Annotated in this window: 11 protein-coding genes, 1 tRNA gene and 1 pseudogene; 6 read left to right on the top strand and 7 right to left on the bottom strand. The window is 72.4% G+C overall.

All coding sequences use genetic code 11. From position 1 onward, the window contains the following. The first annotated feature begins 86 nt into the window (after positions 1-86). Positions 87-1838: an HAD hydrolase family protein gene (locus KIT14_19500; protein MCW5892703.1), complete on the top strand. Its 1752-nt coding sequence runs from the start codon at positions 87-89 to the stop codon at positions 1836-1838. Between the two features lie 44 nt (positions 1839-1882). After that, complete coding sequence (locus tag KIT14_19495; protein ID MCW5892702.1) at positions 1883-2866, top strand: zinc-dependent alcohol dehydrogenase family protein; 984 nt, start codon at positions 1883-1885, stop codon at positions 2864-2866. Positions 2867-2918: 52 nt separating this feature from the next. Here the strand turns inward: KIT14_19495 and KIT14_19490 are convergent, their stop codons facing one another. The 7 genes and pseudogenes from KIT14_19490 to KIT14_19460 form a co-directional block, all read right to left on the bottom strand. Next, on the bottom strand, positions 2919-4229 hold the full coding sequence (locus KIT14_19490; GenBank protein ID MCW5892701.1) for a hypothetical protein: 1311 nt from the start codon (positions 4227-4229) through the stop codon (positions 2919-2921). Continuing rightward, complete coding sequence (locus KIT14_19485) at positions 4204-5559, bottom strand: sigma-54-dependent Fis family transcriptional regulator (protein MCW5892700.1); 1356 nt, start codon at positions 5557-5559, stop codon at positions 4204-4206. Before KIT14_19485 ends, KIT14_19490 begins: the two co-directional genes overlap by 26 nt. Before the next feature lie 98 nt (positions 5560-5657). After that, complete coding sequence (locus KIT14_19480; GenBank protein ID MCW5892699.1) at positions 5658-6191, bottom strand: hypothetical protein; 534 nt, start codon at positions 6189-6191, stop codon at positions 5658-5660. Between the two features lie 505 nt (positions 6192-6696). Further along, positions 6697-6779, bottom strand: a tRNA-Leu gene (locus KIT14_19475). A gap of 372 nt (positions 6780-7151) precedes the next feature. Beyond that, positions 7152-7379, bottom strand: a pseudogene (gene secG, locus KIT14_19470) (preprotein translocase subunit SecG). Continuing rightward, positions 7376-8125, bottom strand: coding sequence for a triose-phosphate isomerase (gene tpiA / locus KIT14_19465; GenBank protein ID MCW5892698.1), 750 nt, complete (start codon positions 8123-8125; stop codon positions 7376-7378). The pseudogene secG and the gene tpiA overlap by 4 nt, the downstream one beginning before the upstream one ends. Positions 8126-8141: 16 nt before the next feature. After that, positions 8142-9317 (bottom strand): phosphoglycerate kinase, encoded by a 1176-nt coding sequence (locus KIT14_19460; GenBank protein ID MCW5892697.1) that lies wholly within the window; start codon positions 9315-9317, stop codon positions 8142-8144. Between the two features lie 224 nt (positions 9318-9541). Here KIT14_19460 and tolQ point away from each other — a divergent pair, with 224 nt between their 5' ends. Genes tolQ through tolB form a run of 4 tightly spaced genes read left to right on the top strand, consistent with a single transcriptional unit; the run spans position 9542 to position 13238 of the window. Further along, positions 9542-10222: a protein TolQ gene (tolQ, locus tag KIT14_19455; GenBank protein MCW5892696.1), complete on the top strand. Its 681-nt coding sequence runs from the start codon at positions 9542-9544 to the stop codon at positions 10220-10222. Between the two features lie 3 nt (positions 10223-10225). Further along, positions 10226-10645, top strand: a complete 420-nt coding sequence (tolR, locus tag KIT14_19450; protein MCW5892695.1) for a protein TolR — start codon at positions 10226-10228, stop codon at positions 10643-10645. A 38-nt stretch (positions 10646-10683) separates the two neighbouring features. Further along, positions 10684-11928, top strand: coding sequence for a cell envelope integrity protein TolA (gene tolA / locus KIT14_19445; GenBank protein MCW5892694.1), 1245 nt, complete (start codon positions 10684-10686; stop codon positions 11926-11928). Continuing rightward, complete coding sequence (tolB, locus tag KIT14_19440) at positions 11925-13238, top strand: Tol-Pal system beta propeller repeat protein TolB (protein MCW5892693.1); 1314 nt, start codon at positions 11925-11927, stop codon at positions 13236-13238. Before tolA ends, tolB begins: the two co-directional genes overlap by 4 nt. The last annotated feature ends 11 nt before the right edge of the window (positions 13239-13249 follow it).

Below are 13249 nucleotides of genomic sequence, written 5' to 3'. Positions count from 1 at the left end.
GCACGGTCCCGGCGATGGGAACGCGCGTTGCGCCTCGGGTTCGCCGCGACGTGGAGACGTTCTTGCAAAGGGTCGGGCGGGCTCCCATGTACACGCGCGTCCTCGCTTGCGACTTCGACGGAACCGGCGCCGCCGGGGGCCGGCTGGCGCCCGAGGTGTGCGACGCGCTGATCGCCGCGCGCGCGGCGGGCGTCGCCACGCTCCTCGTCACCGGCCGGGTGCTCGAGGATCTCCGCCTCGGCAACGTCGACTTCGGCGCCTTCGATGCGGTCGTCGCCGAGAATGGTGCGATGGTCTGGCTTCCCGAGTCGGATCGCATCATCCAGCTCGGCGGGGCGCCGTCACCCGACTTCCTCGGCCGGCTGCGCGCGGCGGGCGTGCCGTTCCACGTCGGCGCGGTCGTCGTCGGGACGTGGGAAGGCCACGCCGCGCAGGCGCTCCAGCTGATCCGCGACGAGGGGGCCGACCTCCAGCTGGTGTTCAACCGCGCGGCGGTGATGCTCCTCCCGACCGGGGTCAACAAGGCCGTCGGCGTGCGCCGCGCGCTCGGCGAGCTCGGGCGCTCGGCGCACAACATGGTCGCGTTCGGCGACGCCGAGAACGACCTGCCGCTCTTCGCCCTCGCCGAGGTGGGGGTCGCCGCGCGCGGCGCGGTACCGGCGGTGGCGCGGATCGCGGACGATCACCTGTCGCAGCCGGGGACGAGCGGCGTGGCGCACTACGTCCGCCGGCTCGCCGCGAGCGGCTGGGAGCTGCCGACGCCAGCGCGTCACGCGCTCGCCCTCGGCCGCGCCACCGACGGCGCGCCGGCGCGGCTGCCGGTCGGGGGCAACGTCCTCGTGAGCGGCGATCCACGCTCGGGCAAGTCGTGGCTGAGCGGCCTCGTCGCCGAGCGGCTCGTCGAGGCGGGCTACGGCATCTGTGTGATCGATCCGGAGGGCGAATACGACACCCTCGGCGAGCGTCCCGGGGTGCTCGTGCTCGGGCGGAACCTGCCGCTGCCTGCGCCCGAAGCGGTGCCGGCGCTGCTGCGGCGCACGGGCTGCGGCGTGGTGCTGACGTTGAGCGCGCTTTCCGCGGACGAGCGCTGCGCCTGGGCGTGCGCCGTGCTCGCGGCGCTGGCCGCCGAGCGCCGGCGCAGCGGCCTGCCGCACTGGATCGTCGTCGACGAGGCGCAGTACTTCTTCCACGACGGTGCCCCGTCGTGCGCCGGGCTCGTGTCCGAGACGGGCAACCTCGTGCTCGTCACCTATCGCCCGAGCCTCCTCGCCGAGGCGGTGCACGCCTCCGTCACCGCCCACGTCGTCACGCGCACGGTAGTCGACGAGGAGCGCTACTTCGTCGACGGCCTGCTGCGCAGTCACGGGCCTCCCGGTCTGGTGCCGCCGGACGCGCTCGCCCGGCTGTGCATGCCGCGCGCCGGCCTCCTCGTGCAGACGCCCGGGGGACCGCGGTGGCAGGTGTTCGAGCCCGGGCAGCGCGCGTCGCCGCACGTGCATCACCGGCGCAAGTACGCCGACGGCGAATTGCCCCCGGAGAAGGGGTTCGCGTTCCGCCTGCCGCCGGACGGCGTGATCTGCGTCGCGCGCAACGTGCGGGAGTTCTGCGACGCGGTCCGCCGGGTGCCGCTCGCGTCGCTCCAGCACCATCTCGCCGCGGGCGACTTCTCGCGCTGGGCGGAGGCGGTGCTGGGCGAGCCGCTGCTCGCCGCGGGCCTGGCGAAGCTCGAGCACGCGGCCGCCGCCGGTGCCGCCGCCAGCCGGGACGAGATCGTGGCGCACGTCGAGGACCGCTACGTGATCTCGCCGCGGAGCTTCGGCGAGGCGGTCTCGGCATGATCGCCGACTTGTCGCGGGGCCGCGGCGGACGGCATGGAGCGCTGATGCGCGCCATGGTGCTCGAGGCATCCGGCCGGCCGCTGGCCCTGTGCGACGTCCCGTCCCCGGTCGCCGGCCCGGGCCAGGTGGTGCTGCGCGTGCTGGCGTGCGCCGTCTGTCGCACCGACCTGCACGTCGTCGACGGCGAGCTGCCGCATCCCGCGCTGCCGCTGGTTCCGGGGCACGAGATCGTCGGGACCGTGGTCGAGGTCGGCGCCGGGGTGTCGGCGCCGCGCGAGGGCGACGTCGTCGGCGTGCCGTGGCTCGGGTGGACCTGCGGCGTCTGCCGCTGGTGCACGAGCGGCCGCGAGAATCTCTGCGAGCGGGCGCGCTTCACCGGCTATCAGCACGACGGCGGCTACGCGGAGCTGGTGGCGGCGGACCACCGCTTCTGCTTCCCGATCCCCGCCGGCTATACGCCGGTCGCGGCCGCGCCGCTGCTCTGTGCCGGGCTGATCGGCCATCGCAGCCTGCGCATGGCGGGCGCCGCACGTCGTCTCGGCATCTACGGGTTCGGCGCGGCGGCCCACATCGTGACCCAGGTGGCGCGGTACGAGGGCCGCGAGGTATATGCCTTCGTGCGTCCGGGCGACACGGCGGCGACGGCGTTCGCGCGGCGCTGCGGCGCCGCCTGGGCCGGCGGCTCGGACGCGCCGGCGCCGGTGCCGCTCGACGCCGCCATCCTGTTCGCGCCGGTGGGCGCGCTCGTGCCGTCCGCGCTGCGGGCCGTCGATCGCGCCGGCGTCGTGGTGTGCGGCGGCATCCACATGAGCGACATCCCGGCGTTCTCCTACGACCTCCTGTGGAGCGAGCGGGTGGTGCGCTCGGTGGCGAACCTGACACGCGCCGATGCGAGCGACTTCCTGGCGATCGCGCCACGCGTGCCCGTCGAGACGACCACCTGCACGTATCCGCTCGAGGCGGCGAACGCGGCACTCGACGATCTGCGCGCCGGGCGCTTCGAGGGCGCCGCGGTGCTCGTGCCCTGACGGCCGTCGCAGCGGTGTCGGGCCGAGGCGGCCCGCGGCCGGATTGCGATCTTCAGCCCGCGCTCGCGGGGAGCGTCACGCCGAAGACGGTCTCGCCGGGGCGGCTGCTGACGGCGATCTGTCCACCCATGTGCTCGACGGCGAGGCGACAGAACGCGAGCCCGAGCCCGGTGTCGCCGCCGGGATCGCCGATCGGGGAGCGCCGGCCGCTGCGGAACTTCTCGAAGATCGCCGCCTGGTCCTCCTCGGGGATGCCGCGGCCGAAGTCGGTCACGCGCAGCGTGACGGTGTCCGCGGCGGCGTCGACCGCGGCGTCGATCACCACGTCCTGGCTGCCGCTGTGGCGCACGGCGTTCACGAGGAGATTGGTGAGCACCCGGCGCAGCAGCCAGCGGTCGGCGACGAGCGCGGGGACGCCGTCCGGCAGCGCGACGCGGATCGTCCGCCGTCCGTCGGCGGCCCCGGGCGCGAGCTCGGCGACGACCTCGTCGACGACCGGGCCCAGGGGCACCGGCTCGAGCACCACCGGCATCTTGCCCTCCTCGATCTTCGCGATCTCGAGGAGGTTCTGGATGAGCCGCATCATCTCGCCACAGGTACGGTCGATCTGCTGGAGATAGCCGCGATGCGCGGCCCCGAGGTCCTGTCCCTTGCGCAGCGCCAGCTGCGCCAGCATCGAGATGCCGCTCACGGGATTCTTGAGATCGTGCACGACCATGCGCGCGAGGTCGTCCTTCAGCTGCTCGACCTCGGCGTGGACGCGGAGGGCCTCTTCGGCGACGGCGGCGGCGCGCTCGAGCTCGGCCGCGAACTCGCGCTGGACGAAGCCGCCGTAGATGTAGGTGTTCATCGCCAGCGACATGTCGAGAAACACGACCTTGATGAGCGCTTCGGCGGCGGGCAGGAGGCGGGCCCCCTCGGGCGAGTCGGCGAACACCGTGTGCAGCGCCAGCCGCAGGTAGAGCGAGAAGGCGCCGAGGTACCAGGCGGGTCGCAGGCCGACCCGCTGATGGGCATCGCCGACGCGGAGCCGGCTCTCGAAGTAGGTTTCGTCGAAGCGGCCCTCGGTGATGGCGAGGAAGTAGGCGCGCTGCGCCTCCTTCACCCGCGCCACGCGGCCGGGCTCGGCGTTGAGGAGCGTGGCGAGCTCGGGGAACTGCAGGAGGTGCTCGTAGAAGCGCTCGACCACCTCGTCGACGTTGCGCTCCGCCGACGCCGCGAGGCCGCGCAGCTGGGCGGCGTCGTCGGGGCCGAGGTCGAAGTACGCGAGACGTTCCGCCTGCTGCGCCGGATCGAGGCCGGTGAGCTCGCTGAGGAGCGGGTGGCGCGTCCCGACGTCAGTCGAGCGGGATCCCGAGCTCATTCATCTTCCGGTAGAGCGACGACAGCGACAGCCCGAGGGCATCGGCGGCCGCCCGCTTGTCTGCGCCGAGGCGGCGCAGCACGGTCTCGATGTGGATCTTCTCGTACGCGCGCAGCGCGTCGCGGAGATCGTCGCCGACGGGCGGCAGCTGCTCCTGCCCGTCACGGAGGCTGCGCGGCAGGTCGGCGACGGTGATCCATTCGCCGGCCCCGAGAATCATCGCGTGCTCGATGACGTTGTCGAGCTCGCGCACGTTGCCCTTCCACGGGCGCGCCATGAGGAGCTTCAGCGTCGCGTTGTCGACACCGCGGTAGTTGCGATTCATCTCGCGGTTGTGCCGCCGCACGAGGAACTCGACGAGGTCGGGGATGTCCTCGCGGCGGTCGCGCAGGGGCGGGAGCCGTATCTCGACGACGTTCAGGCGATAGTAGAGGTCTTCACGGAACGTGCCCTGCTCGACCATCGCGCCGAGATCGCGGTTCGTCGCGGTCACGATGCGGACCTCGACCGTCATCGGCTGGGTGCCGCCGACGGGAAGGATCTCCTTCGCCTCGATCGCCCGCAGCAGCTTCGACTGCAGGCCGATGGGCAGATCGCCGATCTCGTCGAGGAAGATCGTGCCGCCCCGCGCGCGGGCGAAGAGCCCCTCCTGCGCGGCGACGGCGCCGGTGAACGCACCGCGCACGTGGCCGAAGAGCTGGCTCTCGAGCAGCGTCTCGGGGATGGCGGCGCAGTTCACCGGGAGGAAGAGCTTGTCGGCGGCCGCACTGTGGTGGTGGATCGCACGCGCGACGACTTCCTTGCCGGTGCCGCTCTCGCCGGTGATGAGCACGGTGGTGTGGGTCGGGGCGACCTTGCGGACCAGGTGGAACACCTCGGTCATCGCGGCACCCTTGCCCACCATGCGGTCGAACTCGTAGTGCCGCTCGACCTCGCGTCGCAGCTGCTGCGTCTGCCAGCTGAGCTGGCGATGCTCGACCAGCCGTGCGACCTTCGCGAGCACGTCGTCGAAGACGACCGGCTTGAGGACGTAGTCCGCGGCGCCGGCGTGCAGCGCCTCGACGGCGGTCTCGAGGCTGCCGTGCGCCGTCATGACGAGCGGGATCGTCTGCGGCGAGACCTCGGCGACGTGTCGCAGCACCGCGAGGCCGTCGGCGCCGGGCATACGCAGGTCGGTGATGACGACCGCGAAATCGTGTCCGTCGATGGCGGCCATGGCCGCCGTGCCGTCGACCGCCGCCTCGACGTGGTAGCCCGCGTCGCGCAGGACCTCGGCCAGACTCTCGCGGACGCCCGGCTCGTCATCGGCCACGAGAATGGCCTCGGCCATGGGCTGGCTTCTAGTCCCGGGCCGCGCGACGGGGCAAGTGCCACCGCAACGTGCGTGGCGGCGCACGCAACGAAATCGGCGTCGATGACGCGGCGACGTCAGCGCGGGAGGCTGCCGCGTAGCGTGCGCCGGGTGAGGAGGAGGGCGGCCGCCAGGCGGACGCCGCGATTCTGCGAGCGCTTGACGGCGAGGTCGGCGAGGGCACGTACGTGGATGCCGTCCCGCTGCTCGGCATCGTCGCGGCGGCGCATGAGCTCGAGGCGTGCGAGCTCGATCCCGAGAGCGGCGCCGAGCCGGCGATCGCGGTGATCATGCACGCCGAGTCGCTCGGCAGCGGCCAGGCGGCGGGCCGTCTCAAGGACGCTCGCTTCGAGCCCGTCGATGGCGACGGAGCCGCCGTGGCCGTTGCGGCTCGGGGCGGCGGCGACGCGGGCGTCGTCGTCGAGCGCGAGGGCCATCCACAGCTCATGCAGCTCGGCGTCGCCGCAGTCGAGCTCGGCGAAGCGCCGATACACCGCGCCCGCGCGCCGCGTGAGCTGATCGATCCGGGTCGACAGGGCAGCGGACGGCACGCAATCCTCGACGTGCAAGACGAGTGCCGGCGACCCGTCGCCGGTGACCCAGTCGTCCATTCTCACACCTCGGACGAGGATTCTGCGTTTTTCGTGAACGCGGCCAGGGAAACCTGCCGGCCGGGCGTCCGTCACGAATCGGTGGAAGGTGGCAGGTACCTTCGGACGAGCTTGACGGGCGTGCGGAAGTCTTGACCCGCGAGGCTGTAGTCCGTGCTCGGACAAGGGGCAGTGACTGGGATCGAGATGCTCCTGTCAGGCACTCGAGCAGGCACCGGGGCGACGATCACGTCGTGCGGGTCCCACCGTAAGCCGAGGTGCGCGGGGCCCGCGTCGAGCGGCGCCGCGTCGACGCTCTTCGAGCAGGCCTGCGTAGTGCGCCCGGCACGCGCGCGTCGCGTCGTAGGGCGAGGTCTTCGCCGGGACGCCGGATGCGCCCGTCCGTCGCTGTCGGGAACGCGCATGGCGGAGGCGACCGCGCCGCCTCGAGCGTCGCGACGGAACGCGCGCCGCGGCGCGCGGGGATCGACGGGGAGGGCGCCGTCGACCCGGGCGGCGTGATGAGTGCGAGGAGGGGGACTTGAACCCCCACGGGTGTTACCCCACTAGCCCCTCAATCTAGCGCGTCTGCCATTCCGCCACTTTCGCGTGGGCGCGTCGGAGGTGACGGAAATAGCGGCGGGGCTGGCGGGCGTCAAGACGAGGTCGGCGACGGCGCCGATGAGGCGCGGGTGGCGGCGGTTTGGCTCGTTACGGCTTGACTCACTCGCGCCGCCCCCCTAGCGGCAGGGGATGCGCGCGTTCTCGTTCGGGATGGGGGGGCTGGTCGCGCTGGCGCTCGTGGCGCCGGCCTGGGCGACGCCGGACCCGGGGTCGCAACTGATCGATTGCAGCCACGCGAACGAGCGGGTCGACGTCACGCTGAGCTCGCACCTCGATCCGTCCTGCACCTGGACGCGCGGGGTGCGGATCCTCGCCTCCGACGTCACCCTCGACTGCCAGGGGGCCCGCCTGGCCGTGGGTGAGGATGAGCGACGTCAGCATGAAGACGATCGCACCACCGGTGGTGAGCTTGGTGAGAAAGTTGCCGGCGCCGCTCGAGCCGAAGAACGTCTGGCTGCTGCCGCCGCCGAAGACGGCACCCATGTCGGCGCCCTTGCCCGTCTGGAGCAGCACCACGACCACCAGCAGCACGCAGGTGAGGATGTGGATGGTCGGGACGACGTACGAGAACAACACGTAGCTCATTGCGGCTCCTGGAACTCCACGATGCGGGCGAATCCCTCGGCGTCGAGGCTGGCCCCGCCGACGAGCGCACCGTCGATGTCGGGCTGGGCCATGAGGGTATCGATGTTGTCGGGCTTGACGCTGCCGCCGTACAGGATGCGGACGCGGGACGCCACCGCCGCGCCTGTGAGGTCGGCGAGGAGCGCGCGGATGGCGGCGTGCACGTCCTGGGCCTGGTCCGGGGTCGCGGTGCGGCCGGTGCCGATCGCCCAGACCGGCTCGTAGGCGATCACGCAGGCGTCGACCTGCTCGGGCGTGAGGCCTGCAAGGCCGCCGCGCACCTGGCGTGCGACGATCGTGTCGGTGGTGCCCGCCTCGCGCTCGGCGAGCGTCTCGCCGACGCAGACGATCGGCGTGAGCGCGGCGCCGAGCGCGCCGAGGACGCGCGCATTGACGCTCGCGTCGGTCTCGCCGAAGTGCTGGCGGCGCTCGGAGTGGCCGACGATGACGTGCGAGCAGCCGGCCTCGACCAGCATGGCCGCCGACACCTCGCCGGTGAACGCGCCCTTCGGCTCGCCGTGGACGTTCTGCGCCGCGAGGCGGATGGCCGTGCCGCGGATCGCGTCGGCCGCCGCCGAGAGCGCGGTGAAGGGCGGGGCGATCACCACCTCGCGGCTCTGCACCCGGCCGACCCGCTGCGCGAGCGCACCGGCGAGCGCCGTCGCTTCGGTGCGCGTGCCGTGCATCTTCCAGTTGCCGGCGAGCATCGGGACGCGCGCCACGTCAGTCCTCCAGTGCCGCCACGCCGGGCAGCGTCTTGCCCTCGAGGAACTCGAGCGACGCGCCCCCGCCGGTCGACACGTGCGTCACCGCGTCGCTCTTGCCGGCGCGTGCGAGCGCCGCCACCGAGTCGCCGCCGCCGACGACGGTGGTGCCCGTGCAGCGCGCCAGCGCCTCGGCGATCGCCATCGTGCCCTGGGCGAAGGCGTCGATCTCGAAGATGCCCATGGGGCCGTTCCAGAGGACCGTGCGGGCCGCCGCCACCACGTCGCCGTAACGCTTCGCGGTGTCAGGGCCGATGTCGACGCCGAGGAGGTCGTCGGGAAAGGCGTCGGCGGAGACGATCTGTGTCGTGGCGCCGGCTTCGGGTTTGTCGGCGGCGAGGTGGTCCGACGGTAGCAGCAGGTCGACGCCGGCCTGCCGGGCGCGCGCCAGCGTCTCGCGCGCCAGCTCGATGCGGTCCTCCTCGACGCGGGAGCGGCCGATCGGCTTCCCCTGCGCGCGCAGGAACGTGTAGGCCATCGCCCCGCCGATGACGAGGGTCTGCACGCGGCCGAGGAGATGCTCGATGACGGCGATCTTGTCGGAGACCTTGGCGCCGCCGAGGATCGCGACGAAGGGCTTCTCGGGCGCGGCGAGCAGCCGACCCAGCACCGCGACCTCGCGCGCCAGCAGCAGGCCGGCCGCGCGCTGCGGCATCAGCCGCGCGATGCCTTCGGTCGAGGCGTGCGCGCGGTGCGCGGCGCCGAAGGCGTCGTTCACGTAGACGTCGGCGAGCGTCGCGAGCCGGGCGGCGAAGGCGGGGTCGTTCTTCTCCTCCTCGGCGTGGAAGCGCAGGTTCTCCAGCAGGAGGACGTCGCCGGGATTCAGTGCGCTCGCCAGCGCTTCGGTCTCGGCGCCGACGCAGTCGGGGGCGAGCCGGACCTCGCGCCCCAGCTCCTTCGCGAGCACGGCGACCACCGGCGCCAGCGAGTAGTCGGGGTTGCGCTTCCCCTTCGGACGGCCGAGATGCGACGCCAGGACGAGCGCCGCGCCGCGATCGAGCAGCGCGCGCAGCGTCGGCAGGGTGGCCGTGATTCGCGTCGCATCGGTCACACGCCCATCCTGCAGCGGGACGTTGAAGTCGACGCGGACGAACACGCGCTTGCCGGTGACGTCGACCTGGTCGAGCGTGCGCATGGCGGGATCGGTCCGTATCCCACGCGTGCAGGAGGCGGTCAAGAAAACGAAACGCCAGGAATTTGACGCCTTCGGACCCCTTCGGTAGGACGGTCGCACGTTGGTGTGGGGAGGGGCGGCACGCGGCCGCACGGTGCATGGTCGCTGACATCCTGGGGATCCTGATCGGGCTGGGAACGGCAGCGGCGCAGGTCGCGCCTCCGCCGGCTGCGGCGCCGCCGCAGATGGAATTCTGGCACCTCGTCTGGGGCTCGGGATGGCTCGTCCGCCTGGTCCTGCTCACGCTGATCGGCATGTCGGTCGGCTGCTGGGGGATGGCGCTCGCCAAGGGTCGCGAGATGCGGCGCGCGCGCACCCAGTCGGAGCGCTTCATCGACATCTTCTGGGAGGCGAAGAACCTCGCCACCATCCAGGCCGCAAGCACCGACCTGAAGGAGAGCCCCGTTGCCCAGGTGTTCCGGGCCGGCTACCAGGAGCTGCAGCGCCTGACCAAGATCAAGCGCCAGGCCGCGGAGGACGAAGAGGATCTCGGCTTCGGCGGCATCGAGAACGTGCAGCGGGCCATGCAGCGGGCACGGACGCAGGAAGTGACGCGGCTCGAGCGCGGGCTGACGTTCCTCGCCACCACGTCGAGCACGGCGCCGTTCATCGGCCTGTTCGGCACGGTCTGGGGCATCATGACCGCCTTCATGGGGCTGTCGACGACGACCTCCTCGAGCATCCAGGCGGTCGCGCCGGGCATCGCCGAGGCCCTGATCGCCACCGCGGTGGGCCTCGCGGCCGCGATTCCGGCGGTCGTCATGTACAACCGTTTCGCGCGGCAGCTTCGCGTGTTGACGGCCGAGATGGACACCTTTGGCAACGAGTTCCTCAACATCGCCGAGCGGCATTTCCTCAAGAAGTAGAGCATGGCGTTCGGATCGCAGGGCGAGAGCGGCGGCGCGATCTCCGACATCAACGTCACCCCGCTGGTCGACGTGATGCTGGTGCTCCTCGTCATCTTCATGGTGACCGCGCCCATCCTCCAGCAGGGCGTGCCTATCGACCTGCCCAAGGTCGCCGCGGCTCCGCTCGCGGGCGAGGAGGAGCAGCTCGTCGTCAACGTCGCGCGGACGGGCGAGGTGTATCTCAACGACACGCCGTATGCGCTGCCGCAGCTGACGGAGAAGCTGCAGGCGATCGCCGCCGCCCGTCCCGACCGCACCATCTACGTGCGTGCCGATCAGGCCGTGCCGTATGGCGACGTCATGCGCGCCATGGCCGCGGTCCGCGACGCCGGCATGCAGCGGGTCGGCCTCGTCACCGAGCCGCCGCCCGACGCGAGGTGAGACGTGGCGCGCCCCCGGCCGCTGCGGCTCGCTCCGGAGTGGGACCCGCAGTACACGCGCATGATGGGGGTCTCGGCGGCGGGTCACGTCGCCGTGCTCCTCGTGATCGTCGTCGCGCAGCTGCTGACGCCGCTGCGCTCGCGTCCGCTGACCGCCTACACGGTCGAGCTCATGGACGGCGCGTCGCTCGGCGGACGGCTTGCGGCAGGCCCGCTCGATCGCGAGCCGGGGGCGCCGCCGCGCAAGACTGCCGGCAGCGCCAGCGCGAAGCCGACCGTGACGCCGAGCCCGGCGCCGCCGGTACGCCGGCGCCGCGAGCCGCCGAGCCGCCGGTCGCGGCGCCTGAGCCGCCCGCTCCGCCGGTGGCGAAGCCCGAGCCCGCGGCGCCGAAGCCGCCCGAGCAGGTCGCGCCACCGCCCCGGCCGGAGCCGGCATCGAAGCCTGAGCCAACGCCGGCGCCCAAGCCCGAGCCGAAGCCGGCGCCCAAGCCCGAACCGAAGCCGGAACCCAAACCCGAACCCAAGCCGGAACCCAAGCCCGAGCCGAAGCCGGAACCCAAGCCCGAGCCCAAGCCCGAGCCCAAGCCACAACCGAAGCCCGAGCCCAAGGCCGCGGCGAAACCCGAACCGAAGCCCGCGCCGGCAGCGACGCCCGACGCGAAGAAGGCGGACGCGCCCAGGCCGACGGAGACGGCGAAGCCCGACGCGTCGAAGCCATCGACCTCCGCCGCCTCGAAGCCGGATGTGAAGCCCGAGACGTCCGCCCGGCCGGCCACCCCGACGTCCGCGGCCGCCGACGCGGGCAAGAAGCCCGCGGTCGCCGCCGGGGCCGGGGCGGCCGGGGCAGGCGAGGGCGCGAGCGACGCGTACGCCGCCGCGGCGGAGCGTTGGCGCTCACGCGCCGGCGAGGGCGGTGGGTTGGGGGGCAAGCCGGCCGAGGGGCCGATGGGAGCGGGCGGTGACGGGGGCGGCGGTGGGCAGGCGACCGGGGTCGAGTTCCTTGCCTATCGTCAGCGCGTGGTCGCGACGGTGAAGGGCGTGTGGGCGAATCCGATCCGGCGGCCGGGGCTCGTCGCCAAGGTCCAGTTCCAGATCGGGCCCGACGGCGTCATCAGCGCCGTGCGGCTGGTGCAGCCGTCGGGCGATCAGACCTACGATCTCTCGGCGACGCGGGCCGTGCAGCGCGCGAATCCGCTGCCGCCGCCGCCGCCGCGCTACAAGAACGAGTTTCGCGAGTTCCTGATCGAGTTCCATTCCGAAGAAGGAGGGCAGGGTACGGGATGACGTTCCGTCGCTGGTTCGTGGTGATGACGCTGGTGCTCGGTGTGGCGATGCGCACTGACGCCGTGGTCACGGGATCCATCTTCGGTCCCGGCAGCGAGGCCTTCCCGATCGCGGTGATGCCGCTGAAGGACGCCGGCGGCGACGCGGGTGGCGCGCTCGGCCGCGAGTTCGCGCGCGTGCTCTCGCGCGACCTCGACCTCTCCGGCTACTTCCGCCTGGTCGATCCGAAGACCTTCGTGGAAGATTCCCGGACCGCCGGCGTGACGGCCGAGACCACCGACTTCGTCGGCTGGGCCGCCATCGGCGCGGCCGAGGTGGTGAAGGGCACGGTCGCGGTCTCCGGCGACACGATCACCGTCGAGGTGCGGCTCTTCGACGTCGCGGAGCGCCGGGACGTCCCGCAGGTGAGCCGGCGCTTCTCGGGCGCCCGTGCCGATCTGCCGCGCATGGCGCACCGGATGGCCGACGGCATCCTCGAGCTGATGACGGGCGAGCGCGGGCCTTTCGATTCGAAGATCACCCTCACCAGCACGCGCGGCGGTCCGCTGAAGGAGATCTATACGTACACCTTCGACCAGACGGCGCCGACGAAGGTCACGAACGTGCGCTCGCTCGTCGTCGCCCCGAGCTGGCGCCCGGACCTGCGCGCGATCCTCTTCACCGCCTACAGCGAGCACCAGCCGAAGCTGTTCCAGGTCGATCTGGCGACGCGCGGCGTGTCGCGTCTGATCGCCGGCGGTGGAACCTGGATCGGCGGCGCCTGGTCGCCCGACGGCACCAGGTTGCTCGCGGTTCGCGAGGAGGCGGGCAACTCGGACATCTACCTCGTCGATCGCTCCGGCGCGGTCGTGCGCCGCCTGACGGATCATTGGGGCATCGACGTCTCGCCGTCCTGGGCGCCCGACGGTCGGCGCTTCGTCTTCTGCTCGGCGCGCGGCGGCGCGCCGCAGATCTATGCGATGTCGGTCGACGGCGGCGAGCCGCGGCGCGTATCGCGGCTCGGCAACTACAACACCTCGCCGTCCTGGTCGCCGAAGGGCGACTACATCGCCTACGCGATGCGCGGCGGTGGTGGATTCCAGATCGTCGTCGCGCCGGCCGACGGCAGCGGCGCGGGCCGCGCGATCACGTCGAGCGGCAGCAACGAGGATCCGTCGTGGGCGCCCGACGGTCGCTATCTCGTGTTCTCGTCGACGCGCGGTCGCGGACGCAAGTTGTGGCTCGCCGATCGTGATGGACGGGTCCAGAAAGAATTGACCACCGGAGCGGGCGATGATACGTCGCCCAACTGGTCGCGGCGGATGGACTGAGAGGATGTGGG

The organism is bacterium (assembly GCA_026129405.1).
Taxonomy (GTDB): domain Bacteria; phylum Desulfobacterota; class Binatia; order DP-6; family DP-6; genus JAHCID01.
The sequence above is the reverse complement of the archived record's forward strand: the minus strand, read 5'-3'. Positions and strand labels throughout refer to the sequence as shown.

What these genes read in the sequence shown, in the direction of transcription:
- KIT14_19480 (MCW5892699.1), bottom strand. Translation starts at nt 6,191, where the DNA reads ATGGACGACTGGGTCACCGGCGACGGGTCGCCGGCACTCGTCTTGCAC.
- KIT14_19490 (MCW5892701.1), bottom strand. Translation starts at nt 4,229, where the DNA reads ATGAGCTCGGGATCCCGCTCGACTGACGTCGGGACGCGCCACCCGCTC.
- KIT14_19500 (MCW5892703.1), top strand. Translation starts at nt 87, where the DNA reads ATGTACACGCGCGTCCTCGCTTGCGACTTCGACGGAACCGGCGCCGCC.
- KIT14_19495 (MCW5892702.1), top strand. Translation starts at nt 1,883, where the DNA reads ATGCGCGCCATGGTGCTCGAGGCATCCGGCCGGCCGCTGGCCCTGTGC.
- KIT14_19485 (MCW5892700.1), bottom strand. Translation starts at nt 5,559, where the DNA reads ATGGCCGAGGCCATTCTCGTGGCCGATGACGAGCCGGGCGTCCGCGAG.
- tolQ (MCW5892696.1), top strand. Translation starts at nt 9,542, where the DNA reads ATGGAATTCTGGCACCTCGTCTGGGGCTCGGGATGGCTCGTCCGCCTG.
- tolR (MCW5892695.1), top strand. Translation starts at nt 10,226, where the DNA reads ATGGCGTTCGGATCGCAGGGCGAGAGCGGCGGCGCGATCTCCGACATC.
- tpiA (MCW5892698.1), bottom strand. Translation starts at nt 8,125, where the DNA reads ATGCTCGCCGGCAACTGGAAGATGCACGGCACGCGCACCGAAGCGACG.
- tolB (MCW5892693.1), top strand. Translation starts at nt 11,925, where the DNA reads ATGACGTTCCGTCGCTGGTTCGTGGTGATGACGCTGGTGCTCGGTGTG.
- KIT14_19460 (MCW5892697.1), bottom strand. Translation starts at nt 9,317, where the DNA reads ATGCGCACGCTCGACCAGGTCGACGTCACCGGCAAGCGCGTGTTCGTC.